Annotated in this window: 20 protein-coding genes; 8 read left to right on the top strand and 12 right to left on the bottom strand. The window is 46.3% G+C overall.

Annotated elements, in window-relative coordinates:
- Positions 1 to 442 precede the first annotated feature (442 nt).
- Entirely contained in the window at positions 443 to 922 is a 480-nt protein-coding gene (gene rsd / locus AAA952_RS21350) for a sigma D regulator (protein ID WP_113941703.1), read from the bottom strand.
- A 457-nt stretch (positions 923 to 1,379) separates the two neighbouring features.
- Here rsd and hemE point away from each other — a divergent pair, with 457 nt between their 5' ends.
- From hemE to AAA952_RS21365, 3 genes are all read left to right on the top strand, one after another.
- The gene (hemE, locus tag AAA952_RS21355; RefSeq protein ID WP_006079904.1) at positions 1,380 to 2,444 is read left to right on the top strand and encodes a uroporphyrinogen decarboxylase; all 1,065 of its coding nucleotides are present in this window, start codon (positions 1,380 to 1,382) and stop codon (positions 2,442 to 2,444) included.
- 416 nt (positions 2,445 to 2,860) lie between these two features.
- Positions 2,861 to 5,440: a putative bifunctional diguanylate cyclase/phosphodiesterase gene (locus AAA952_RS21360; protein WP_338259466.1), complete on the top strand. Its 2,580-nt coding sequence runs from the start codon at positions 2,861 to 2,863 to the stop codon at positions 5,438 to 5,440.
- 75 nt (positions 5,441 to 5,515) lie between these two features.
- Entirely contained in the window at positions 5,516 to 6,319 is an 804-nt protein-coding gene (locus AAA952_RS21365; protein ID WP_113941707.1) for an SDR family oxidoreductase, read from the top strand.
- 18 nt (positions 6,320 to 6,337) lie between these two features.
- Here the strand turns inward: AAA952_RS21365 and AAA952_RS21370 are convergent, their stop codons facing one another.
- The 4 genes from AAA952_RS21370 to purH all read right to left on the bottom strand — a co-directional run bounded on the left by AAA952_RS21370 (position 6,338) and on the right by purH (position 13,117).
- The gene (locus tag AAA952_RS21370) at positions 6,338 to 6,565 is read right to left on the bottom strand and encodes a hypothetical protein (protein ID WP_105250390.1); all 228 of its coding nucleotides are present in this window, start codon (positions 6,563 to 6,565) and stop codon (positions 6,338 to 6,340) included.
- 170 nt (positions 6,566 to 6,735) lie between these two features.
- Positions 6,736 to 9,972, bottom strand: a complete 3,237-nt coding sequence (locus tag AAA952_RS21375) for an ImpA family metalloprotease (RefSeq protein WP_338259468.1) — start codon at positions 9,970 to 9,972, stop codon at positions 6,736 to 6,738.
- A 177-nt stretch (positions 9,973 to 10,149) separates the two neighbouring features.
- Entirely contained in the window at positions 10,150 to 11,448 is a 1,299-nt protein-coding gene (purD, locus tag AAA952_RS21380) for a phosphoribosylamine--glycine ligase (protein ID WP_338259470.1), read from the bottom strand.
- A gap of 70 nt (positions 11,449 to 11,518) precedes the next feature.
- Positions 11,519 to 13,117: a bifunctional phosphoribosylaminoimidazolecarboxamide formyltransferase/IMP cyclohydrolase gene (purH, locus tag AAA952_RS21385; RefSeq protein ID WP_012090362.1), complete on the bottom strand. Its 1,599-nt coding sequence runs from the start codon at positions 13,115 to 13,117 to the stop codon at positions 11,519 to 11,521.
- A gap of 350 nt (positions 13,118 to 13,467) precedes the next feature.
- On the opposite strand from purH, the gene zntR reads away from it, so the two are divergent.
- The gene (gene zntR, locus AAA952_RS21390; RefSeq protein ID WP_113939245.1) at positions 13,468 to 13,968 is read left to right on the top strand and encodes a Zn(2+)-responsive transcriptional regulator; all 501 of its coding nucleotides are present in this window, start codon (positions 13,468 to 13,470) and stop codon (positions 13,966 to 13,968) included.
- A 2-nt stretch (positions 13,969 to 13,970) separates the two neighbouring features.
- Positions 13,971 to 15,467: an SO_0444 family Cu/Zn efflux transporter gene (locus AAA952_RS21395; RefSeq protein WP_338259473.1), complete on the top strand. Its 1,497-nt coding sequence runs from the start codon at positions 13,971 to 13,973 to the stop codon at positions 15,465 to 15,467.
- Positions 15,468 to 15,630: 163 nt separating this feature from the next.
- Here the strand turns inward: AAA952_RS21395 and AAA952_RS21400 are convergent, their stop codons facing one another.
- Both AAA952_RS21400 and AAA952_RS21405 read right to left on the bottom strand, forming a co-directional pair.
- Positions 15,631 to 16,332, bottom strand: a complete 702-nt coding sequence (locus tag AAA952_RS21400) for a pseudouridine synthase (RefSeq protein ID WP_338259475.1) — start codon at positions 16,330 to 16,332, stop codon at positions 15,631 to 15,633.
- Positions 16,333 to 16,592: 260 nt separating this feature from the next.
- Positions 16,593 to 17,759 carry an MFS transporter gene (locus AAA952_RS21405; RefSeq protein ID WP_338259477.1) on the bottom strand — a complete coding sequence of 389 codons (1,167 nt, stop codon included), beginning with the start codon at positions 17,757 to 17,759 and terminating at the stop codon, positions 16,593 to 16,595.
- Between the two features lie 611 nt (positions 17,760 to 18,370).
- Between AAA952_RS21405 and AAA952_RS21410 the strand changes: the two genes are divergently transcribed.
- Positions 18,371 to 19,771 carry a DASS family sodium-coupled anion symporter gene (locus AAA952_RS21410; RefSeq protein WP_168827785.1) on the top strand — a complete coding sequence of 467 codons (1,401 nt, stop codon included), beginning with the start codon at positions 18,371 to 18,373 and terminating at the stop codon, positions 19,769 to 19,771.
- Positions 19,772 to 19,933: 162 nt separating this feature from the next.
- On the opposite strand, the gene AAA952_RS21415 is transcribed toward AAA952_RS21410, so the two are convergent.
- Both AAA952_RS21415 and trxC read right to left on the bottom strand, forming a co-directional pair.
- Entirely contained in the window at positions 19,934 to 20,368 is a 435-nt protein-coding gene (locus tag AAA952_RS21415) for a hypothetical protein (protein ID WP_338259480.1), read from the bottom strand.
- A 57-nt stretch (positions 20,369 to 20,425) separates the two neighbouring features.
- Positions 20,426 to 20,848, bottom strand: a complete 423-nt coding sequence (gene trxC, locus AAA952_RS21420; protein ID WP_113939239.1) for a thioredoxin TrxC — start codon at positions 20,846 to 20,848, stop codon at positions 20,426 to 20,428.
- Positions 20,849 to 21,082: 234 nt separating this feature from the next.
- Between trxC and AAA952_RS21425 the strand changes: the two genes are divergently transcribed.
- Positions 21,083 to 21,418 (top strand): FKBP-type peptidyl-prolyl cis-trans isomerase, encoded by a 336-nt coding sequence (locus tag AAA952_RS21425; RefSeq protein WP_263143341.1) that lies wholly within the window; start codon positions 21,083 to 21,085, stop codon positions 21,416 to 21,418.
- Between the two features lie 142 nt (positions 21,419 to 21,560).
- Positions 21,561 to 22,529: a diguanylate cyclase domain-containing protein gene (locus AAA952_RS21430; protein WP_338259482.1), complete on the top strand. Its 969-nt coding sequence runs from the start codon at positions 21,561 to 21,563 to the stop codon at positions 22,527 to 22,529.
- A gap of 27 nt (positions 22,530 to 22,556) precedes the next feature.
- On the opposite strand, the gene AAA952_RS21435 is transcribed toward AAA952_RS21430, so the two are convergent.
- From AAA952_RS21435 to AAA952_RS21445, 3 genes are all read right to left on the bottom strand, one after another.
- A complete protein-coding gene (locus AAA952_RS21435) occupies positions 22,557 to 22,982 on the bottom strand; it encodes a DUF1850 domain-containing protein (protein ID WP_338259484.1) in 426 nt (141 codons plus the stop codon).
- Positions 22,983 to 23,027: 45 nt separating this feature from the next.
- Positions 23,028 to 25,061: a TRAP transporter permease gene (locus tag AAA952_RS21440; protein ID WP_263148582.1), complete on the bottom strand. Its 2,034-nt coding sequence runs from the start codon at positions 25,059 to 25,061 to the stop codon at positions 23,028 to 23,030.
- Positions 25,062 to 25,169: 108 nt separating this feature from the next.
- The gene (locus AAA952_RS21445; protein ID WP_105250372.1) at positions 25,170 to 26,126 is read right to left on the bottom strand and encodes a TAXI family TRAP transporter solute-binding subunit; all 957 of its coding nucleotides are present in this window, start codon (positions 26,124 to 26,126) and stop codon (positions 25,170 to 25,172) included.
- Positions 26,127 to 26,201: the final 75 nt, after the last annotated feature.

The following is a 26,201-nucleotide window of genomic DNA, read 5'->3' on the forward strand; positions in this document are numbered from 1 at the left end:
CGCAGATAATTCGTGTCAGTGACGCTAACGCTTCGGGCTCGAAGCATGTGGTTATCCTCATACTCGGGCATCATGTAGATGAAATCCTTACCAGAATATGAATTTTTTGTTTTAAAGCTAAACCTATTCTATTAATTAGCAAAGTTTATCCATTCCCGAAAGCCCAACTGAGTCATCTTCTGTGGCTCCTCAAGACATTAATGCTATCGAGCATTACATAACAATATCGCCATACCTATTGAAACAACGATTTTCCAATGTGTGCTGCCTTGGTCATTACTACGTCTGCTCTATCGGATTCAATTTGATTCAAACAGTTGCTGTCTAATGGCACTAGGACGTGTTCCTGTAGTAGCCCAAAGCCATGCTATTCATTTCAAAACGATTGAGGGAAACGATAGATAAGCGCACAGATGTAGCAAGGTGCGCTTATGAAGGAGGACTACTGGTTGTGCTCAGAATGTTTGCGATGGAGAACTTCAAGTAGTTCATCTTCGAGTTCGAAGCGTGTTTCCATGTTATGGGCGAGCTCAGATAGGTCTTTATCGAGTTGATATAATACGAAATCGTCTTGTGTTTCCGCATATTTATCGTTGAAATCTAATGCTGCATTCGTGGTTGGCGTGATTTTGGGCAATACTTGTTGCGCGAGCGTTTTGCTTGATTCGCCATATTCACTGCAGGCATTAACGACTTTATCATAGACCTCGAAATGTCCTTCGGAGACATAGTCAACTAATAAGTCACAGAAAGATTTAACATGTTCGAACGAGGGAAGCGATTTTTCTGATTTACTATAAGGAGGAAGCCCAGCAATTTGGCAGTAATGCACTAACAGTTTTCGACGGTTTTTTAGCCATTGATCAATAAGCTTATTTGAACCGCCCCACTTCTGTTCTGCTTTTTCGAGTTCTCTCAGCATGATGCATTCCATTTAAGTGCCAGCACATAACTCTAATGTAGGGACAAGTTGCTAATCGATCAACTCTTTTCATGCGAATTTGCGAGAATGACGAAATGGACAAACCAGCTGTTTCGTATCGAAAAATGCAAATAAAAAGCCCAACGATAGAAACCTATCGTTGGGCGAGTAAAGTTTATAGCAGGCTCGATGCGACGAGCTTCTTGATTGTTCTTGCTAGCGCAGACTTTTTATACCAAAGGCGGGGAACCGGCGCAACTTTTTTCTGTCTGAGTGTGACTTCGTTACGAATAAATAAGCAGTATGTTAGCTGGCTAACATTTTCCGGTTTATGCGGTCAAATCGACGCCAATGATGGGGAATAGCTCACATAAATTTGCACATAAAGGTTACATTATTCGCGTAAATGCTAAACTACCGACCCAGCGGATCTCAATAAGACTAGGAACCAAGCCCAATGGCAGAATTAAAGAATGATCGTTATTTACGCGCCCTACTAAAAGAGCCTGTCGATGTGACCCCTGTGTGGATGATGCGTCAAGCTGGCCGTTATCTTCCTGAATATAAAGCCACTCGCGCTCAAGCGGGTGACTTCATGTCTTTGTGTAAAAATCATGAGCTTGCCTGTGAAGTCACGCTGCAACCTTTACGTCGTTATGATCTCGATGCGGCGATTTTGTTTTCCGATATCCTAACTGTGCCCGATGCTATGGGTTTAGGTTTGTATTTTGAGGCGGGTGAAGGCCCACGTTTCGAACGCCCAACAGACACTATCGATGCGATCAAAAAGCTCTCAATTCCAGATCCAGAAGATGAGCTGGGTTATGTGATGAAAGCCGTTAGCACTATTCGCCGTGAACTGAATGGTGCAGTGCCGTTAATTGGCTTTTCTGGTTCACCTTGGACCTTAGCGACTTACATGGTTGAAGGTGGTTCGAGCAAAACCTTCGAAAAAATTAAGAAGATGGCTTACGCTGAGCCAATGGCATTACACATGCTGTTAGATAAATTAGCCGATTCAGTGATCTTATACCTGAATGCTCAAGTTGCTAACGGTGCGCAATCTTTGATGATATTTGACTCATGGGGCGGCGCGTTATCGCACTCTGCTTACCGTGAGTTCTCTTTGCGTTATATGCAGAAGATTATTGATGGTCTGACACGCTTTGCCGATGGCCGTAAAGTGCCAGTGACGCTGTTTACTAAAGGCGGTGGTTTGTGGCTAGAAGCGATGGCAGAAACTGGCTGTGATGCACTAGGTTTGGATTGGACGGTAGACATTGCCGATGCCCGTCGTCGTGTAGGCCATAAAGTGGCATTGCAAGGCAACATGGACCCATCTATGTTGTATGCGCCAATTCCACGTATCGAAGAGGAAGTTGGTCATATTTTAGCGGGTTATGGTGAAGGTACTGGCCATGTATTTAACCTAGGCCATGGTATTCACCAGCATGTCGATCCAGAACATGCTGGCGCCTTTATCAAGGCGGTTCATGCGCAATCAAAGCAATACCATAAATAATTTTTGGTTTGCGAAACAGGCCCGCTTGCGGGCCTGTTTTATATCCGACATTTGAATTTGATAGCGTTGGAGCTTCTGGCGAAGGTATCTTTATGGATTAGCGTATGCGGTAGTTTCTATCGTCTGCGAGCTTAATGAGTCTTACTTTTAAATAACGACTTAAATACCCTATATTCACATACTGATTATGTGTGAATTATCTTGATAAAAAGTAAAATTCAGAATTGTTTAATTTATAAATTTTATTTTTAAATCAAAGGTATGAAATGGATTTAATTGCATGAAAATGTCTACTTTAGCAACGACTAAAGCGAAGTGATGTTTAATACTATTCGCAAATAAGATATGTTGCATGGCGCAGTGAAGGATTATGCAAGGCCGTCAATCAATTTAGTCATAACAAGCCGTGGTAAGAGATGCACATTGGCAAGAAAATAATGGTATTTATTGCGGGCTTTTGTCTCCCTGCGGTGGTAATTGTCTCCTATTGTCTTGGTTATTGGTACGACCACCGTGTCGAGCTATTACGTCAAGATAGTGCTAACCGTGAGCTTGCCAATATCCAGCAGCAGTTTCAAATTGATGTCGATCGCTTAACCTTTCTCACTAATATCTATGCCTTACCTTTGTCTCAATTAGATGAAGACCAACTTAAAAAGCTTGAATCCTCGTGGCGCGATAGCTCAATGTCAGCCAATCTGAGTTGGTATATTCTACGGCAGGGTGAATTGCACCCTTTTTTCCCCAATGAACGTCCCTTTGAGAATGATAAGTTACGAGAAATCGCCAGTGCTATTGTCAGTGCCGATAAGCCCAGTGTTGCTGGCGCTTATTTGATGGGCAAGTATGCTTATGTCGTTACTTCCGTGGCTTCTGCGCCCAATGAATCTGTGCTGCTGGTACGCCAACTGACTGATAAAGACTTACTTGAATATGCTCAGGCCTTATTGGTGACTAAGGTGAGCATGAGCCATTCTCGCGAAGTTACGCCAACAGTTGATGGTGTGCACAGTGACGCGATTAACATTCCAAGTCTGTTAAAAGATAAGCCTGTCTACCTGCAAGTGCTGTTTTCCGATGGTCCCTTTAGAGAGGTTAAATTTCAACTCGATTGGGTATCGCTCGGATTTATTCTCTTTGGTGTGTTTATTGTTGGTCTTGGTTATATTTGGCTGCGTTCGGGCTTACTCAAACCCTTTAAAAATCTGATGCATCAATTGGCGCTGGTCGATCCTATGTCCAGTGTATATCAACCCGTTACAAGCGAGGGTAATGAAGAATTAGATGTGCTCGCCAGCCGTGTTAATAGCTTGCTGGCGAGAATTTATCAGCAAAAAGAACGCACGAAAATCACCTTAGAATCCATTGCTGAAGCGGTGATTTTGACCGATGTCGATGCCAACGTGATTTATATGAATCCACGGGCCGAGTTGCTTCTCGATGTTGCTAGTTGCTATGCCATAGGTCAGAGCCTTGCGAGTCTGTTAAAGGCTGGGGAGCAGTTGAACCAGGCGGTTTTTACCTGCATTCGTCTCGAAGAATCAGCGCCGCAGGTCGAGAAAATCAAGCTATTAACTGCTTCGCCTCGGATTATGGAGCGCAGTATTAGCAATCTGCGCAATCACGATAAAGAAATTGTTGGTACTGTCGTGGTATTGCGGGATATCACTCAAGAAGAGTTGCTTAAACACCAGCTACAAAAAAGGGCAAATTTCGATAGCATTACAGGGCTGCTAAACCGTCAGGCATTTGATGAGCAGTTACCCCAATTTGCCGCCTCAGCTAAAACCATCGCCGTTTGTTACCTCGATTTGGAGCAATTCAAGTTGATTAACGACAGCTGTGGCCATACTGCAGGCGATCGTATGCTTGCTATGGTGGCTAAGGCAATGCAGGCTTGTCTTGGGCCACAGGAGCTATTGGCGCGCCTTGGTGGCGATGAGTTTGGGTTAGTGATTTGTAATCGCAGTGCCTTATCTGTGGCGCAATTACTGAAGCAAATGATCGCGCAAGTCTCCATGCAAGTGTTGAACGATAAAAACTGTAATTATAAAGTTGGTCTCAGCATAGGTGTCGCTTTTGGTCGTGCGCCCTATATTGATGCGCAAGAATTATTGAAAGACGCGGACATTGCCTGCATTGCCGCTAAAGCTAAGGGCGCCAATCAAATTCATTTTTACGATGATAAAGATAAAGAACTCACCTACCAAAGAAATGCGCCTAAGTGGGCGGTACGTATCGCGCAAGCGATTGAAGAAAACGAGTTGATCCTGTATTACCAACCGATCCGCGGGCTAGGCAGTGGTCCGCAGCGGCAACGAATGGAAATCCTGTTACGAATTCAAGAGCCCTGTGGCCGCATTTTGGCGCCTGCGCAGTTTATAGCCGCCGCTGAACGTTTTAAGTTGATGCCAGATATCGATAAAGAAGTCATCCGCAAAGCTTTTTTATGGTTGTCTTTGAACCCCGTGCTTTGGCCTGATCATTGTATTTCGATCAACCTTTCGGGCAATAGTTTAGGTGCCGAAGGTATGGTGGAATATATCGCCCAGCAGCAACACATTTTTGATATTCCAAGCCAATGTATTTGTTTTGAAATTACTGAAACCACCGCGATCCAAAATCGCAATCGTGGTATGGAAATGTTGAAGCAGTTACGTAAACTCGGTTTCTCATTTGCACTGGATGATTTTGGCAGTGGTTTTGCCTCTTATGGTTATCTGCGTGAGCTGCCCGTGGATTATGTCAAAATCGACGGCTGTTTTATTAAGAATCTCGCCGTGAATGCTAAAGACTACGCCATCGTTAAATCGATTCAGGATGTTTGTCGGGTTATGGGAATCGAGACTGTTGCTGAATTTGTTGAGAATCAGGATATTATTGACAGATTGTTGAGCATAGGCATTAACTATGCGCAAGGTTATGCGATAGGGCGCCCGCAACCCTTAGCTAATTATCGTGAGCAATATGAGATGAGGCTTGCACAACGCGCGTGAAGGATTGCGCTTTTAGCGTGATTATGCCAATTTAGCAAAAGGCGTAATTAACATAGCGATAACAAAGGAATGACTATGGATGGACTCACTGGCAAGGTCGTGATCATCACGGGTGCCTCAGAAGGTATTGGTCGGGCGCTCGCAGTGGCAATGGCGCGAATGGGCTGCCAACTAGTGCTCAGTGCGCGTAATGAAACACGTCTCGCCTCACTCGCTTTAGAAATCGCTAATTATGGTCCGCCTCCTTTTGTGTTTGCCGCCGATGTCTCCAGCCCAGAACAGTGTGAAGCCTTAGTTGAAGCTGCAGTTGCGCATTATGGCCATCTCGATATTTTGATTAACAATGCTGGCATGACTATGTGGTCACGTTTTGATGAACTGACTCAGCTCTCAGTGCTTGAAGACATAATGCGGGTGAATTATCTTGGTCCTGCGTATTTAACCCATGCCGCGTTACCGCACTTGAAAGCCAGTAAAGGCCAAGTGGTGGTTGTGGCGTCAGTCGCTGGATTAACGGGCGTTCCTACTCGCAGCGGTTATGCCGCTTCTAAACATGCTGTGATTGGCTTTTTCGATTCTTTGCGGATTGAATTAGTGGATGACAATGTGGCCGTAACTGTCATTTGCCCCGATTTTGTGGTGTCACAAATTCACAAACGCGCCCTTGATGGTGCAGGTAATCCTTTAGGCAAGTCACCGATGCAAGAAGCTAAGATACTGACGGCTGAGCAATGCGCTAATATGATGTTGCCAGTGATTGCAACTCGAGGCCGTCAACTGATTACTTCACTTCGCGGTCGTTTGGGGCGTTGGCTTAAGCTGATCGCACCAGGCTTAATCGACAAAATTGCCCGTAGGGCGATCGCCTCCGGGCACTAAATTTTTTGCCACTACAAGCTATTTGCCACTCTTATTGAGATGCTTAATGATGGATTGTTCAGCCTCACTTTGGGTCGCTTTGTCCCCATCGATATCGATAGTCACAGTCGCGTTATGGCCCGTCATATCCTCTGCAATATGAAACCAATCTGGATGCCAGTAAAAGCTGGCTCCTTCTAGGGTTTGCCAGTTATGTACGCCTGATTTTTCACCTTGATAAATAAGATCTTTTATCGAATAACCCATATATTTACCCCATTAATTTCATGATTGTTAAAAATATAAGAAGCTAGATGGTGCACGTCATCTGAACCTAGGTATGTGCTTTACATCACATTTTCAGGCAAACATAAACCCCGCCAGAGCGAGGTTTGTGAATAGCGTTAGTATCTTAGCGAGATTAAGGTTTAGCACACTTATGGTTTGGTGCACTGGGTTGGCGAACCCACGCCTTTCCACAGGGTTGTACCATCAGTGAGTGACAAGGGCACAAAGGTTAAACCTTGGCTCATATTGGCGGGTGGCAAGTCGGTTTCTAACTCATACATGCCCATGGGCATAGTACCCGAGGTCGCATTAGCGACTGTTTGCGCTGCTGCAAGGCTTGAGTAGCGCAGACCCAACATATCAAAGTGGCTGCGCCAATCTTTGCCTGTGAGCTGACTCAAAGACACCAGCATAAAGTCGTTGCCCGGAATATCTTTCACCGTTTTGCCACCGTAGACACTATTGCCTTCAAACGAAAATTGGCTAAAGCCCAGTTTGCTACGATTCGCTTCCCAATCACTGGCGTTATTCGCATATTTACCGAAAATACGACTGTGTTGATACAGTAAGGTAAAGAGATTAAAGCCATTGTTCAGAGTGGTGCCGTCACTGAGCGTCATGCCGTGAGCCTTAAGCGCCATTTGGATGTAAAACGCCATGCGATAACCGTTATGCACAGCATAAGCATTGCTGGCCCAAGGCGCAGTGTATCTGTCTTCACCAGCATCGAGCACCTTACAATTGGCGCCAAACACTACGCGTTTACCACTGGTGTCTGTTGTACCTGCGGCATCGGACATAAACACATAAAAGAGATCCTTGTGGTTCATGTGACCATCGGTCACTGTGCCTGTATTGCCGTCGCGCAGATAATGGGTTTTCCACTTCACCACATAGGGGAAGATATTGTTGGAGTTTTCCCCTGCGCGGCTGCCATAACCTGCCCAGTTATCATGATCACTTGCCGCAGCATATTGCACATTGAGACGGTTAGTTTGCAGATTGTGGCCTAACTCATGGTTATCACCCCAACCCGTTGGGTCGATATTCCATGCTGCGTCCCAAGGGTTACCGCTACAACCTCCACCGCACTGGGCATTTTGGTCATAATTCGCGTGTTGAATGATAGTGCGGGTATGCAGACTATTATCGATACAGTCGTCGCCAAACAGTCCTTTGCAGGCTGCTAGTACATCGGCAGGTAAGGATTCACTTAAGCTCTTGCCTTGGATCTTAAGCCCCGCAAGGGTGTAAACGCTGTTGATATGGTCATCGACAATACTTTTGAGTAGCGCGTTTACATCGGGTACATCCCCGCCGATGGCGTTTAAAAAGCGGTCGCGACGCAGATGCTGCTCGGCACCATCGGTACGTAAGTCCACATGGGGTAATTCGGTATTTTGGATGCGATCGTTAAAGGCTGCTATTTCTGCAGGGTTTGAAAAATCCATAATGGTCGGATGTTTAGCCACATGCTCAGCGTTGACTTCGATACTTAACGCGCCGCCATCAGTACTCGAAGTATCACCACTGATATACAGATAAATCGGCCCGCCGTAGGGGGAAGAAAATTCAAGACTTTGTCCTTGAGCTAAGCGCAGGCGTTGCTGCGCCAACTCCAATGGACCGCGGTAGATTTTCTGCTCATAGGCACGGTTAGTATTACGTCTGTGGTAGTTGAGTTTGATCTCCACATTTGCAGCGTTGCTATCGAGACGAGTCAGTTTAATGGTTTGTCCTGGCAGCGCATACCAGCCCGTGGTCGTCCATTGGCCTGCATAGGGCACGCTAATGGTTTTACGTTCAGTGACAGTCGCAGGATAAGCGTAGTGTGCATTGCTGCCCTTGCTGAGGTTAGCTCTGTCGGTAACATATTCACCTAAATCTGGCTGGGCTAAGTTATGGCTACGGGCATAGCTGACGGTCCAATCGGCAAATAGGGCCTGCTGCCACTGGGCGTATTCGCTGTAGGCTATGGGGTAGTCAATCTCGCTGCGATACTTATCGGCGAGCAGCAGTCCGGCCTTCATCAAGGGGAAGTCTGCTTTGGTAAACACATCGATAGCATGGTTATCTAAGGTTTCAGCATTGGCTCGATACCAATCGGCACCCGCTTTGAATGAGTCAACAAAGGCGGCAGTATTACAGCTCAAGTAATTACCGCCGCAGTCGTTGAGTACTGAGGTGTCGAAGCGGCCTTCGTTAAGCTTGCCGAGCAAATTATTCACCTTGGCCAGGGCGGTGTCTTCGACCAAAATATCGGTCACACTGAGGTTATTGGCATTGAGTTTTGACCAGTAATTGCCAGAGGTAGAAAGCCCCATCTCAAGATAAAGTGGCGACAGTATTGGGCTTTCATTACGCCAGTAGTTAGAGAGCAACAAGGGAATTCCTGCCGCTTTGGCGTTAGCGATCGCGGCTTTTATGCCTGCAAAACCGAGTGACTGACGGTCTATGTCACTAATGATAATCAGATCCGGTTTCAGTGTGTTGATACAGTTGCTTAACTCGCTGTAGTCACAGGTATTTGCTGTATTAATGCTATGGGCTGCGGGGTAGTTGTTTGTGAGCCAAGTGCGGATCCCTTCATTATGGGGAAAGTACCAACTGTCAGCCTTGCTCGGCATTTGGGCGGTCACTATGCTGAGGCCGTCGGTTTTATCGGCGCCTTTGGTCAGCCAGCCTAAAAGGTTTTTCAATAAAGTATCGGTTTGCGCCGAAGTGTTGACAGAAAATAGATTTCCTCCCATGGCCGCATATCTTTGCCCCTGTTGCTCGCCCGCCATCACTAACCCACGAACGGCGCTTGCCCCACTGCCATCGACATTTGATGGCAAGATAGTAAAAGTGTTCTCCGGCATAAAGCTCGAAAAGGTAATTGAGTCATGGGTTGGATGCCAAGAGATGCTGCTACCGACACCTTGATATAGCTGATTTATCTGGGCTTTACGTTTGATGTCGATATTAGCGAGTTCTGCGATGCTGAAATCAATTAACTCACTCGCACTGGCAAGCCTGTGGTCTTGGTGTTTAATGGCATTTTCGGCATTACTGATAAATGTCGGCGTGATAGTGCAATCGGCCGTCATGGCCGCAGTGGTGTAAGTCAGCACATTGAGCGTGCCACCACAGCCAGTAATGCCCTCAAGCGTAAAGCCGGTATCGGCAGTAATGCTAAAAATAGCGCTTTTGCCAGACTCCACTTTTTGGCTGCTTGGACTCAGTGCGCCACCTATTACCGATAGGCTGTTGGCGGTGTATTGTACCAGCGCGGGAGGTTGGACTGGCGGCTGAGTGGGTGGTGTTGTCGTTCCAGCATCTTCTGAGCCGCTACCGCATCCGCTAAGCAGTATGGCAATGGAGGCATAAAGTAGTCTAATCCTCATGGGGAGTCCTTGATCTTTGTGTATTTAACATTTGGTTGACATTGTATCTTGTTGCTCCTGTTTTCAATAGAATTAATTACATAATTTTATTGAAAATCATGATGTTATATTTGACGCGTGTCAAAAAACAGGCACAAAAAAACCGGCTTATTGCCGGTTTTTTAATAGAGATATTAATTAATCTTGCTGTTCACGTGCGATTGCGCGATAACCAATATCGGTACGGAAATACACATCATCCCAGTGGATTTCATCAACCAATTTATAGGCGGCTTTTTGCGCTTCGGTGACTGTGTTACCCAGTGCCGTCGCACACAATACGCGACCGCCGTTGGTAACAACGTGGCCGTTTTTCATCTCAGTGCCCGCATGGAACACTTTACCGTCGTTATCGCCAAGGCCGAGACCGTCAATCACATCAAATTTACGATACTCATCTGGGTAACCGCCAGCGGCTAATACTACGCCCACGGCTGCGCGCTCGTCGTATTCAGCGGTCACTTTATCTAACTCGCCACGGGTGGCGGCTAAACAGAGTTCCACTAAGTCAGACTTTAAACGCATCATGATGGGCTGAGTTTCTGGATCGCCAAAGCGGCAGTTGTACTCGAGCACTTTGGCACTGCCATCGGGTGATATCATCAAGCCAGCATACAAAAAGCCTGTGTAGATATTGCCTTCTGCCGCCATGCCATCAACCGTTGGGCGAATCACGTTTGCCACAGTCCAATCGTGTACCGCTTGAGTCACCACAGGTGCTGGCGAGTAAGCGCCCATACCACCCGTGTTTGGACCATAGTCGCCGTTATCACGGGCTTTATGATCTTGGCTGGTGGCCATTGGTAGAATATTCTTACCATCGACCATCACGATAAAGCTGGCTTCTTCGCCCTTGAGAAACTCTTCAATCACTACGCGCGAACCCGCTTCGCCAAACTTGTTACCGGCGAGCATGTCATCAATTGCGGCATCGGCTTCAGCTTGGTTTTGGGCGATAATCACGCCTTTACCTGCGGCTAAACCGTCAGCTTTGATGACCACTGGATAACCTGTTGTGGCCGTTAATTCACGCACGAAAGCTTTGGCATCGCTGATTTCAGTGCAGTTTTTATAACCCGCCGTAGGAATATTGTGGCGGGCTAAAAAGTCTTTAGTGAAGGCTTTTGAACCTTCGAGTTGGGCTGCGGCTTTAGTTGGGCCAAAAATCGCTAAACCTGCGGCGTTGAAGGCATCGACGACACCGATAACGAGTGGTGCTTCTGGGCCGACTATGGTCAGTTCAATCTTATTAGTTTTCGCAAAATCGAGCAGAGCAGGGATGTCGGTGGCGCTGATCGCCAGATTTTCAACATTAGGTTCTAGGGCTGTGCCCGCATTACCGGGTGCTACGTAAACGGTATCAACTTGAGCCGATTGAGCGGCTTTCCAAGCTAGGGCATGTTCGCGGCCGCCGCCACCAATGATTAACACTTTCATGGTTAAAACTCCCACACATCGCAAAGGAAAAGGCCCTAATCGCTAGGGCCAAGTTTGATTTAAGTTGTTATCAATGACGGAAGTGGCGCATGCCTGTCATCACCATGGCCATGCCGTGCTCGTCTGCTGCTGCGATGATTTCAGCATCGCGCATTGAGCCGCCCGGTTGGATGATGCAGCTAATGCCCGCAGCCGCTGCGGCATCAATACCGTCACGGAAGGGGAAGAAAGCATCGGATGCCATTACAGAGTTCACTACTTCTAAGCCTTCATCGGCGGCCTTGATGCCAGCGATTTTAGCGCTGTAAACGCGGCTCATTTGGCCAGCGCCGACACCGATAGTCATGCCGTCTTTGGCATAAACGATAGCGTTAGATTTAACGAATTTCGCCACTTTCCAGCAGAACATTAAGTCTTTCAGTTCGCTTGCAGTTGGTTGACGTTTAGAGACCACTTTGATGTCTTCTAAACCGACCATGCCTTGGTCGCGATCTTGCACTAGTAAGCCGCCGTTAACACGTTTGTAGTCTAAGGTTTGGGTCTTAGTGTTCCACTGACCACATTCCAATAAACGCACGTTGGTCTTTTTCGCAACCACATCGCGCGCCGCTTGGCTGACGCTTGGGGCGATAATCACTTCAACGAATTGACGCTCAACGATAGCGCTTGCGGTGGCAGCATCTAATTCGCCGTTGAAGGCGATAATGCCACCGAAGGCTGAGGTTGGGTCAGTTTGATAAGCGCGGTTATAGGCATCGAGTAAGTCTTTACCTAAGGCCACACCACAAGGGTTAGCGTGTTTAACGATAACACAGGCGGGTTCCAAGAATTCTTTTACGCACTCAAGGGCGGCGTCGGTATCGGCAATATTGTTGTAAGACAAGGCTTTGCCTTGCAACTGAATCGCGGTAGCCACAGAAGCTTCATCAATTTTAGTGTCAACATAGAAAGCCGCTGCTTGATGGCTGTTTTCGCCATAGCGTAAGTCTTGTTTCTTCACTAATTGGGTGTTGAACGTGCGTGGGAACTTAGAATCAGCAAAGCATTCGTCCGTGCTGTGTGCAGGAACCATAGTACCGAAGTAGTTGGCGATCATGCCATCGTAACCCGCAGTGTGCTCAAAGGCCGCAATCGCTAAGTCGAAACGCGTCGCATGGGTCGTGCTGCCATTGTTAGCCGTCATTTCTGCAAGTACGCGTGAGTAATCAGCCGCATTAACGACTATGGTAACGTCTTTGTGGTTTTTTGCCGCCGCGCGCACCATAGTTGGGCCGCCAATATCGATATTTTCGATAGCGTCTTCTAAGGTACAACCGGCTTTAGCCACAGTTTCAGCGAAGGGATAAAGGTTAACCGCAACTAGATCGATGGCATTGATATTGTTATCGGCCATCACGCTTTCATCAAGACCGCGGCGCGCTAAAATGCCGCCGTGCACTTTAGGGTGCAGCGTCTTAACGCGACCGTCCATGATCTCAGGGTGTCCTGTGTAATCAGATACTTCGATAACAGGCACGCCATTATCTGCTAACAAGCGAGCGGTGCCGCCAGTTGATAACAATTCTACACCTTGGGCGTGAAGTGCTTTGGCGAACTCGAGAATTCCGGTTTTATCTGAAACGCTTAACAGCGCGCGACGAATGGGTCTGGCATTATTTGCAGCAGTCATTTGGGTACAGGGTCCAGTTATTTTAGTTTCAAGGATCTTTCGGAAAACAGAACAGCCTTAACGCTGCACCGCTTTCCAAAAGTCCCTTGGTCCTATTTTTACTTTATTAGCTAACTTTTTATCCCTTCATCACGGCGCGCGTATTCTACCGTAAAACTGCATTTACGGGTGTTTTTTCTGCGTGATTTCACAATATTCATATCAGAACAAAGTGGAGTGGTTTCTGAGTGCGGTATAAATTAAAAATACCCCTTGACCTTGGAGTAGGCTCCAAGGTTTATACTCGCTCCATTGAGTTGTATGCTTGAAATGATCCCTGAGTTGTGGGCTATTTCGCAAAGGATGAAGACATGTATCGTATTGGTGAATTGGCGGATTTATGTGAGGTGAAAGCCGACACGTTAAGATTCTACGAGAAGCACGGCCTACTCGCGCCGTCGAGCCGTACTGAGTCTGGCTATCGAGTATATACCGAGGCCGATGCTGCGCGATTACGCTTTATTTTACGGGCGAAAGCTGTGGGTTTTACCCTCAATGAAATCAGTGAATTGCTGTCAATTGAACTCGATAAATCTAACCGAGTCTGTGCCGATGTAAAAGGCATGGTTGATTGTAAATTGGCTCAAGTACAGGCCAAAATTGCTGAGCTGAATCATTTTCAAGCGAGTTTACAAAGCTTGTCTGATGCTTGCTGTGGTGGGCCACGTAGCGCCGAACATTGCTCTATTTTAGAGGCGTTGGAGTCCAGCACTGAGCGGGTACGCGTTGAGCATCACTCTCATAATGTAAATCAGTACCAAGCGCACCAGAATAATCACGGCAAAGCCATTTATGAAGAGTCAGGGAATTAATTATGTTATTGAAGAATTTTATTGATCTGTTTTTAGACTCGGCGCCTTGGTTATTACTGGGCCTGATTTTAGCTGGGCTATTAAAAGTATTCGTGCCAATGGCGTGGATGCAAAAGCAGCTCGGTGGTCACGGTTTTAAAACCGTAGTGAAAGCGGCGCTGCTTGGCGCACCTTTACCTTTGTGTTCTTGTGGCGTTATTCCCGCAGCAGTTGGGCTGCGTCGCTCTGGTGCATCTAAAGCGGCCACCACCTCCTTTTTAGTCTCAACCCCTGAAACGGGCGTCGATTCCATCGCGGTTTCTTATGTGTTACTTGGTCCCTTTATGGCAATCATTAGACCGATTGCGGCCATTACCAGTGCGATAGTGGCGGGCTTACTCGTTGGCCGTGATGATGACGATGGCAAGTCAGTGGTTAAGGTAGAAACTCAATCAGATAAGCCATTAGAGGGTGAGGCGTCTTGCTGCGCCTCAAAATCAGTGGCTCAGCCAGAGATGGTAAAAGCCGAAGCGGTTAAAAGCTGCTGCTCATCGACTACGCCTGCGATAACGCCCGTAAAGTCTTCCTGCTGTGGTAATGACAATGTTGATGCACCTGCAGCCGAGCCAAAGCCGAAGATCAAAATGACGCCTATGGCGGCGCCGAGCTTAATGGCAGGTTCTTCAAGTGTTATGGCTGTTGGCGGTCAAACCATGGGATCTGTTCAAACTATGGGTTCTGTGGTCAAGGTTAACGCTGCTAAAGCAGAAAGCGTGGGGTCATGTTGTGGCAGTCAAACCACAGAGCCTGAAAAAATAGTGGTGGTGAAAAAAGGCGCTTGCTGTGGTGGCAGTGCTAAGGATGCTGAGCAGGTTAGTGCTAACACTGCAGGCGATAGCTGCTGTGCCTCTACTCAAGATATGGCGACTGAATTTAAGTCGCAATCCGTATTAAGCCGTGTCGGAATTGGCCTTAAATATGCGGCAACGGATTTAGTGCGTGATACTACGCTGTGGCTGCTGGTGGGCTTATTTTTCGCAGCTCTGGTACAAACCTATGTGCCGGCTGACTTTTTAGCTAAATGGGGCGATGGCATTCTGGCTATGCTAGTGATGGTGCTCGTTTCTGTGCCTATGTATATTTGCGCGACCGCATCGACACCGATTGCCGCTGGATTATTATTGGCGGGAGTGTCACCGGGTGCTGTACTCGTGTTTATGATGGCAGGTCCGGCAACCAATATCGCGACTTTAGGCATAGTGGCTAAAGAGCTAGGTAAACGTGCGCTGTGGGGCTACCTTGGCGGTGTGATTGGCGTGGCTTTAGTGGCCGGTATGTTGGTCAATTATCTGGTTAATACCTTTGGTTTTGTGGTGATGCCACAAATTGGTGAAGAGCACCAAATGTTACCTCAATGGTTAGTGGCAACCTCTGGCATATTGTTGGCGTTACTCATGGCAAAAGTGGTTTTTGAGAAGATCCCAAGAAGCTGGGTTCGCCGCAACGATTGCTGTTCTTAGTCGATTCATATTCCGCTAAGCAGTATCAAACAAATAAACATCCCAGTGTTGTTGCTAACACTGGGATTTTTTATGGGATTGATTTGCAAACCTATCAGTATTTGCTTGCTTTTTTATCGTCGATAAACGTAGGCGGCCTGTCTGCTTCAGCCTTGTGAATCAATTAGGATGTGAAGGAGCTTATCTCCGCCAAGGTTAAGTTGCGCCATTTCCCAACCTCGATATCTAAGGCCACAGCTCCAATTTGCGCCCTGTGTAGGGTAACCACTTTATTGCCCACGGCGGCAAACATCCTTTTGACTTGATGAAACTTGCCTTCGGTGAGCGTGAGTAGCACGGTTTTTTCATCCACTTGCTGCAGTGCTGCTGGCAGAGTGAGGGCGGTTTCGCCCTGTAGATTTAGCCCTGCGGCAAACTTTGCGGCTATGGCTGCAGTCGCTTCGCTGTCGAGTGGATCTCGCAGTTGAACACGATAGATTTTTTCGCACTGATATTGAGGCGAGATAATATTAAACGACCAGCGTCCATCGTCAGTCAGTAGCACTAAGCCTGTGGTATCAGCATCTAGGCGGCCAACGATGTGCAGGTCAAATGCGCGATCGATATCGAGCAGATGAAATAGCGAAGGGTAGGCTCCATCCACATTTGAGCACAAGGTATTAGCAGGTTTGTGCAACATGATATAGCGAGATGGGCGTGGCGCTAGCGGCTTTCCATTAAGACTGACAGTATTATTTTCATGCACTTGCATTGCGCAGTTTGTCGCGATAGCGCCATTGACTGTGATTGAGCCGCTAAGAATGGTGACTTTTGCGGCTTTGCGATCAAGATCTGTGCTTTTACAGAGGAATTTATCGAGGCGCATAGTGAAATCTCAGGAAAAGCAGTCAGCACAGGTGTTTAAGTAAGCTGCATTATCGCGACTTAGGGAGGATAAGCAACTGCCCTGTCTGAATGTTAAAACTGAGCGTACTTATTTTTAACGTTATGACCTTTGTGGACATTTTGCTGTTCGTTTTGTATTGATTTGACCGTAGATGTTTTCTATTTGAGCCACTCGATGAGCATGTCGTTCATTAAGTGGCTGATTATTGAGTCGCAGTGCAATGTATTTTATGGGACTTGTTAAGGCGAGGAAAAACTTGGCTTAGTGTTAATAAGTAATTGAGCAAAAATGTAAATACTGCTCAGAATACAACATATGCCTAAATACATGAGTAAGCCGAACTCCGTTTGGCCAAAACTGCTGGCCACTAATGGGCCTATTACTGACCCCACCGAATAGCTCAGCAGCATCACTTGAGTCGCTGAAACAATTTGGCTAGCAGGCAAGTCGTCACAAGCTAAGCTGATTGCAATCGGGTAAAGGGCAAAAGCGCTGGCGCCAAGCAAGAGAAATCCAATAATCAGTGTCATATTTGAATGCTGAGTGAGTAGCAATAATGCTGCGACACCCAGTAGGCAAAAGCTTACTATCAAGCCACTTTTATTAACTCGAGGAGATAAATAACTGACTAAAGGTTGTACCAGCATGCCACCTACAATGATGAGGGCCATAAATTGTCCTGTTTGCTGATCAAGCCCCATATCCAGTGCCACATAGATGGGAAGTAAACCATAGATAGGGCCAAGCAATAATCCAGAGACTAAACATCCCATAATGGCAGGCTGACTTAGGTTTTTTAGCGCAGACAATGACATTGATTGTTGTTCGCTTACCTGAGGTTGACCGCGTTTTACCAGTAGCGCGGGTAAACTTGCCGCGGCTAATAATCCCATGATCACTAGGTAAGGTAGATTGCCCTTTGTACCTAAATAATCAATGGCTAATTGTCCTAAGGCAGTGCCTCCATAAAGCGCTGTCATATAAAGTCCAAGCCGCTTAGCGCGTTGCTTTTGGGTATCGGCCATTAATAGCCATGATTCAACAACCACAAAAATCCCTGCAACCGCAAATCCCGCTATAAGTCGAGAGGCTAACCAGACTTCACTTTTGGGGATTAATATCATAGCGACAACGCTGCAAAGAAGGATATTCAAAAAAAGGATAAAGGCTTTACTGTGGCCGATACGGGCAACAACAGGAGCAATACAAGGCGCCCCCAGTAATAAACCTAAATAAAAAATACTGGCCAGTAATGGAGCAAGTGAGGTGCTGAGTTCGAAAAAAGTGAGCGACAGTGGGATTAAGCTCATTAAGTAGCCTGATGCCAAAGCAAACAAACTTAACCCTGCTACTGGGACGAAAAGGCTGGGCTTTTGAGCCGACTGAGTTAAGGCAATTTTTTCCACGGGCGGTTCCGAAAACAGACAAATAATATACAGCGGGCGGGGTTGCGGTCGCGACTTTAGGCTGGATCGCTGACAGGGTAAAGTGAGTTAGATTGACTGTGGTGGTGAATAATATTTGTGTTTACTATTCATGTAGATATTGGGTTTTCTATGTTGCCTTGTTGCAATACGTTTGTGTTGGTCGCTTGCTGTTCACTGCGTCGCAGTTTTAGTGCACATTCAACGATACCTAGATTCGATTTAGCGCTACACACATTCAATTTTGTGCCAAATTTGGGGAATAATACCTAATCCTACCAATGATCAGAAGGTATGATTAATTAGTTGATTATCACCTTGGTAGAAAGTGTGGCGTGATCTATGTCTCAGTTTTAAACATTAATAAAATTACAACGTGGGCAAGGTTTTGTTCGATCTTTGTCCGTTTGAAATTTTAAAACAAAGGTGTCGATCAGAATTTGGTGATTATTGTCGCTAATCGGCTATTTGTGCGTGCTAGCTCAGCAATAAATGTTGTTGCCAAGTGATAAAATTACAAAATAAACCGCTTTGCCAAGTGTGATCTATGCCCTAAATTTGCGTCAAAATAAAATGGTATTAAGGTTGTAACCATGTCTTTAACAGATTCAAGTACTGCTCCACCTAATAAAGCTCCCGTCAGCGAGGGGCTCGATAAGAAAAAAATGCTGATCCTAGTGGCTGATATTGTGCTGTTATTTGCACTTTATTACGGTTTACCTTTCGAACAAGGGGTGAATACTGGGCTGGCCATTTTGTTCTTTGCAGCGATTCTTTGGCTGACCGAAGCGATTCACATCAGTATCACTGCGATTCTTGTTCCTATACTCGCCGTATTCTTTGGGGTGTTTGAAACCAAAGAGGCGATGAGTAACTTTGCCAATCCCATCATTTACTTATTCTTTGGTGGTTTCGTATTGGCTGCGGCCTTGCACCATCAAAAGATTGATACTCTGATAGCGCAAAAGCTGCTGCTAGCCTCTAAGGGCAAACTCAGTATTGCCTGTTTGATGCTGTTTGGAGTAACTGCGCTGCTCTCAATGTGGATCAGCAATACCGCGACCACTGCGATGATGTTGCCATTGGCACTCGGGATTTTGCAGCAGCTCGACCGCGAAAAATACCACAGCACCTATGTATTCCTTCTGCTCGGTATTGCCTATTCAGCCAACATCGGCGGTATTGGTACTTTAGTGGGTAGCCCACCGAATGCGATTGCTGCGGCTCAAGTGGGCTTAAGTTTTAGTGATTGGCTGAAGTTTGGTATTCCAACCGTTATCCTCATGCTACCTATGATGTTGATTGCCTTGTATTGGTATTTTAAGCCTGATCTTTCTGCCAAATTCGATGTTAATGTTGAAGCTCAGAAGCTGACATTTCAGGGGAAATTTACTCTGCTTATCTTCCTGACTACCGTATGTTGCTGGATTTTCAGTGTGCCGTTAGCCAAGGCATTAGGTGGCATCACTCAGTTTGATACCATAGTCGCCTTAGGTGCCGTCGTTTTACTCTCGGGCTTAGGTTTGGTCGGCTGGAAGAAAATTGAATCGACCACAGATTGGGGTGTACTCATATTGTTTGGTGGTGGTTTAACACTGAGCGCAGTACTAAAAACCACTGGCACCAGCGTATTTTTAGCTCACTGGATGACAGATATTTTCGGTAGCACTCACATGTCGTTGTTCGTCTTTGCTGTGATTGCTTTTGTGGTGATGTTGACTGAATTTGCCAGTAACACCGCCAGCGCTGCACTATTAGTGCCTGTATTTGCTGCGATTGCTGAGGCATTAGGCATATCGCCTGTAATGTTATCTGTGCTGATTGGTATTGCAGCTTCTTGCGCCTTTATGTTGCCGGTGGCGACACCGCCCAATGCTATTGTTTATGGTTCTGGCCATATCAAGCAATCGGAAATGGTGCGAGTGGGTATGATCATCAACTTTATCAGTATGATAGTCTTGGGTATTATCGCCCATACCTTCTGGGATATTTAACACTGATATATTTCATGGCAACTTTGTGTTTCAACGTTGCCGCTAGAATAGTATTCGCCTTATGAAGAGCATAGGGCGGATACGCATTTTTCCTAGCAGAGTCGTCGTACCGAGTTTTTGGGCTTAGTGTTTCGAAGTTTACTCTATGCTTATGTTTTGCACTTAATCTGAGGTTAAGTTGCGACTAAAAGTATTTGCGCTATAAATTGCTTGATGTTGATAACGTAGATAAAAGATTTCTTTTACGTTGATGATATCAATCTGTTCAATGTCATTTTTATATAATACGGGAGCGGTATCGCCTTCAGTGACATTAACGGCTTGTAAAATAATAGGCTTATCTGTCATGGCAAAAAACACTTCTGCTTGCTGTAAATTCTCTGAAAGATAAACATAAGCTGTCTGCGGCTCGGCAGAATTATGATCACTGCGAGTAAAGGCTATCCCTTGTTCGAATGGACGAATGCATTGCTTAGTGTCATCGTTCCAAGTCCCTCCCTTGTCGAGACAAGTATCAATTGTGAGATGTTGTTGTAAACTCCATCCTGTCACCACTAGCAAGAGCACTGCGCCCAGTAAGAACATTGCTTTTTTCAATTTTCGTTACCTTTACAAATTAGCTCGGCTGAGCGTTTGTATCTTAGCTCAATCCTCTTATTTATAGGCATTTAACCATTGGTTTAACGCTGAGGAGGGCAAAGCTCCGGCTTGCTGGGCGAGTATGTGGCCTTGTTTAAAAATCATTAAGGTTGGAATAGATCGAATATTAAATTGAGCCGCGAGGGCTTGCTGTTCTTCAGTATTGATTTTACCGAAGCGAAATTGAGGCTCCCATGTCTTAGCTGCTGCAGAAAATATGGGCGCAAAACTTTTACAGGGCCCACACCAGCTGGCCCAAAAGTCAACGACTAGGGGAAGCTCTGATTTATTAGCATGGTTGGCAAAGTTTGCGCTATTGAGTTCAATTGGCGCAGCCGTAAAGACACTGAGCTTACATTTACCGCAAGTGGGTTGTTGGTTTAAACGCTCATCGGGAACGCGGTTTAACGTATCGCAATGGGGGCAGGCAATAATCATGGCAAAGCTCCAAAATAAAACGTTTATACGACTTATATATTGGGCTAACCGACAGTAATTTAAAGGGCGAGTGATGATGTTATCGCCCATGATGACCTTATTATTAAGGATTAAGCAGTGAACCAAGCTGCAGAAATGTTTAGATTGCGCCGACAAGCCCGCTCTTCGGTGATAAAATCCTGCGCAAAGTTGAATATCACGCCCTAAGTGCGAACAAGAAAAGAGAATGAAGATATGACTGAATTAGAAGTAATCGAGCTGCAAGTGGGCGAAGGAAAAGAAGCGGTAAAAGGCGCACTGATCACCACCCAATATCGTGGATTTTTGCAGGATGGTACCCAATTCGATTCATCCTATGATCGTGGTCAGGCGTTTCAATGTGTAATTGGTACTGGCCGTGTGATTAAAGGCTGGGATCAAGGTATTATGGGGATGAAAGTGGGTGGCAAACGTAAGTTGTTAGTCCCTGCTCACTTAGCCTATGGCGAGCGTCAAGTGGGTGCTCATATCAAACCAAATTCTGATCTCACCTTTGAGATCGAATTGCTCGAAGTGCTGACTCGCGACTAAGCGTGACAGGACTGCGAGAGTCTGTGTAAGCTCAATTGAGCCAATATGATTCTGGCTCATTTTGCACTCCTCGCTATGTTGCTTCGGCATAGGGTGATTTACACTGGACTCAATTTTCCCACTTAAAGGAAAGAGATTTGTCGTGGCTTCGGATACTGCAGCAGAGTTAATTGCGCAACTTCAGGCTGAGATCGCTCAGCTAAAAAGTGAAAACGCTCATTTAGCAGCGTTGAATTATCGTGCCGAAGAAAAACTCTTTGCGGCCCTCGATGGTAATGGTTTATGTCTATGGGAACAGCATATTCCAAGCGGAAATTTAACCATATTTAACATGCGCTGGGGCGAAATGCTCGGGTTTAGTCCTGAAGAGTTTGCTGCCCATGTTGATATCTGGAAAAGTAAATTACACCCCGAAGATAAAGAATGGGTGATAAAAGCCTTTGAAGATCATGTGAATGGTCAAGCCGATTACTATCAAGCAGTTCACCGAATGCTACACAAAGATGGCAGCATAACCTGGGTGTCCGATCGTGGGCGTATTGTCGAGCGCTTAGCTGATGGAACACCATTGCGAATGATGGGCAGCCATATCGATATTACTCAAGAAAAGCGCTACGAAATAGATTTAGCCCGTTTAGCCCACAGTGATCCACTCACCAACTTAATGAATCGCCAAGCTATTGCCAAAGTATTCGATGAATCCTCGCAACCAGGTATTCACGGTGCGTTATTTTTTATCGACCTTGATGGTTTTAAAGCGTTAAATGACCGTCACGGCCATAAGTTTGGTGACAGCCTGTTGATGCACGTTGCGCATACTTTGGTATCTCATGCAGGTGAATTTGCGCAGATCGCACGGTTAGGGGGTGACGAGTTTGTGATATTACTGCCGTCATTTGATCGTGAATCTTTAGGGGTGCTCGCACAATCATTGCTCGATGTTTATCGAGATAAATTCCTGCTAGAAGGTTGTGAAGTGGAGGTAGGCCTGAGTATCGGTATTGATATATTTGGCTATGGTGATAGTTTTGCCGAGAGTTGTGATCGCGCGGATGCCGCCATGTATCGCGTGAAACACCAAGGAAAGCATGGGTATTGTTTTTATCAGTAAGCAGATGATTACTATCCCTTAACTTGCCTAGCGAACATCAATTGGCGTGATATTTGAAGAGCCGCAACCCCAAAGTTCAACCGCGGCTGTTTGTTTGTTGGGTACGCCAATCCAATGACTCATGGCTTGGCATTGCACTTTTCCTGAGATTTGAGTGAAGCAAAGTTCAAAATCCCCTGCTTCGGGCGTACGACCTAAGCGCAACACAGGCAAAATGGGCAGCTTGGGCTGATAATGCCAGCTGCCATTTTTAAGATAGGCATCATCTGGGATTTCCATTCCTGCACCCGTACCTTTCACTCTTGCTTCGATCAACACTAATCCTTGTGGGGTGATGTTATAGTCTTCCTCCCAGCGAATTTTTTCTATGCTATGGTTCCATGCCAAGGTGAAGTTGTCTGTGGGCACTTGGGCCCACAGTGTGCCCGCTATGCCTAAACACAGGCCTAGCATCTGTTTACCTTCAAAGACTGATTAACTACCAATAATCTCAAGAGCTTATCCTTGCTCTGCGAGACGTTTGAGTTTGCGTGCTCGCCAGCTGTGTTGCACGATAAATAGCAGCGCGAGCCCAAAGCCAATTTCATCACTCAACGGCGTAGCAAGAATTAAGCTCGCACCCGCAAGGAAGCCGATAACGCGTTCCCACCAGTAGAGTTTTTGTAATAGATATCCGGTAAAGATGACGCCCCAAATACCAATACCCACAGTCGCTTTTAGCAGGACAAACCCAGTGGCTAACCAGCTATCACCTTGAAGCATCAAAGCGGGATCGTAAACCGCCATAAAGGGGATCACAAAACCTGCAATGGCGATACGGATTGCCCAAAGGCTGATCTTAAGACCAGATTCCTTAGCGATTGGTGCTGCGGCAAAACAGGCCAAGGCAACGGGAGGCGTGAGATCGGCCATGATGCCGAAATAAAATACAAACATATGCGACACAATCAGTGGCACACCGAGGTCGAGTAATGCGGGAGCGGCAATCGAGCTAGTAATTATGTAGTTAGGGATCGTGGGGATCCCCATGCCGAGCACTAGGCAAGTGACCATAGTTAACACGAGTGATAAGAACAAGTTATCTTGGCCAACGGCAAGAATATAGCTCGCGAAGGTCGAGGCAATTCCTGTCAGTGACACTATGCCGATAATCACACCGACTAAAGCGCAGGCGATACCCACAGGCACGGCATGACGGGCGCCTTCTACCAGTGCATGCAAGCAGATGGTGAGAGTATCTCTGCCACCTTTAATAAACCAACAAATGGCGACTAATAAGGCGATAACCCCAAATACGACCCCGATCCCGAGTTGGAAGAAGCCAGCGCATAGGATGCCAAGGGCAATCCAAAAGGCAATCCGCATCGCCATTGAGGAAAGCCGCAGTACTATGGCTGAGCCTAAAATTACTATCGATGTGAGGGCGAGTCCTACCATGCCTGAGAACAGCGGCGTTCTACCCGAAAACAGCAAGTAGACTAAAATAAACAAAGGGATAAGGAGATACCAACGCTCTTTAATTGCCGCCCATGGATTCGGGCACTGATCTTTAGGCAGGCCACAGAGATTGGCGCGTTTGGCTTCTAAATGCACCATCCAAAATACGGAGCAGAAATAAAGTAGCGCAGGGATCAATGCCGCTTTGGCTATCTCGATAAAGGGGACGTTAATGGTTTCGGCCATGATAAAGGCCACTGCGCCCATGATCGGCGGCATAATTTGGCTGCCCATACTCGATGTTGCCTCTACCCCGCCGGCGAAGGCTGGGCGATAACCGAATCGTTTCATGAGTGGAATGGTAAATTGGCCCGTTGTTACCACGTTGGCAACACCTGATCCTGTAATCGTCCCCATCAATGCCGATGACACTACTGCAACTTTTGCAGGACCGCCGAGCTTGTGGCCAAATAATCCCATGGCAAAGTCGGTAAATAAACGGATCATGCCGGCTTGTTCTAAAAAGGAGCCAAAGAGAATAAACAGGAATATATATGTCGCCGACACATAGGTTGGTGTGCCGTATAGCCCTTCGGTACCGAAGGCTAATTGATTGATGATCTGATCGAATCCATAGCCGCGGTGCATTAAGTCACCGGGTAAATATTGGCCAAATAAGCCATACATCAAAAAGATGCTACAGATGATAGGTAGCGCCCAGCCCATGACTCGGCGCGCTGCTTCAAACACTAATACGATCAAAGTGATACCTATCACTATATCCGCATCGGTCAGATCGCCTGAACGTTGAATTAAGTCGGCTTCGAAATACCACTGATAAGCCGCTGTGGCAATGCCAGCTAGACCGAGTAGCCAAGCGAGTGGCTGCCAAGGCTGAGATTTTCCTCTAGCGGGATAACTTAAAAAAACCACTAACAGTAAAAAGCCCACATGGGTGGCACGCAGTACTTGAGTCGAGACGGGATGAAAAGCGGCAGTGATGATTTGAAAAATAGAAAAAATTAGGGCTGTATAAAATAGAGCCTTGGGCCAATCGCCAGTATTGGCGCTGAGACCTTGTTGGGGATCACTCATATTATGCCTCACAGCATTAGACTACAGAGATGATATAAACGAGATGCCGTTATTTAACGGCATCTCAATTGCTTAGTTTGGAATAGGATGCACAGATATCAGTAAAACTTAGAGTGCACCAACTTCTTTGTAATAACGTTCTGCACCTGGGTGCAGTGGTATTGGCAGATTTTTCGTCGCTTTATCTACGCTGATGGTCTTCGCGGCGGAGTGCGCGTTACCGAGTCGGTCTAAGTGCTCGAACATGAGTTTTGTCATCTGATAGGCTAAATCATCCGATACACCGCTTTGAGTCACCAGTAAATTTTGAATGGCGACGGTAGAAACGTCGGTGGTTTGGCCTTCATAGGTCGATGCTGGGATCACGCCATGTTGATAGGCGGGATTGTTAATCTTAGCGATCACATCTTCTGGAATTTCAACAAAGTTGATTGCCATAGTCGCAGCTAAGTCACGGATAGCAGCCATGCCGAGACCGGAAGATTGTAACGTGGCGTCTAATTGACGATTTTTGATTAGCTCAACGGATTCGGCATAGGGTAAAAACTCGACTTTCCCCATGTCTTCGTAACTTAGTCCCGCAGCCTTGAAAATCGATCTGGCATTGAGTTCTGTCCCTGATTTAGGGGCACCCACTGAGATGCGTTTTCCCTTTAAATCGGCCAAGGTTTTAATGCCAGACTCTTTATTGGCGACGATTTGAATGTAGTTAGGATAAGCCGAGGCAAGTACTCGGATTTTATCCAGCGGCGTTTTAAAGCCTGCATCAATATCACCTTGATATGCTGCTGCGACTGAATCACCTAAAGCGAACGCTAATTCACCACGACCCGCTTGCAATAAATTGAGATTTTCTACTGAGGCTTTAGTTGCTTGAACTGAGGTTTTTGAACCTTCGATTCCTGTGCCGTAGAGTTGCGACAGTGCAACGCCAATAGGGTAATACACACCACTGGTGCCGCCTGTGAGAATGTTGATAAAGGCGGGGGCAGCAGCCATAGCAGCAGCACTGAGTGTGAGGGTCACTGCTGCGCCGACGGCGACAAAACGTTTTTTGATTTTCATTATGAAATATCCTTATTTTTTATAGTGTTATGTAGGGTCTTTCGAGCGGTAAATACCGTAATCAGCTCAATATAA

Source organism: Shewanella sp. M-Br (genome assembly GCF_036245925.1).
In the GTDB taxonomy this organism is placed as follows: Bacteria; Pseudomonadota; Gammaproteobacteria; order Enterobacterales; family Shewanellaceae; genus Shewanella; species Shewanella oncorhynchi.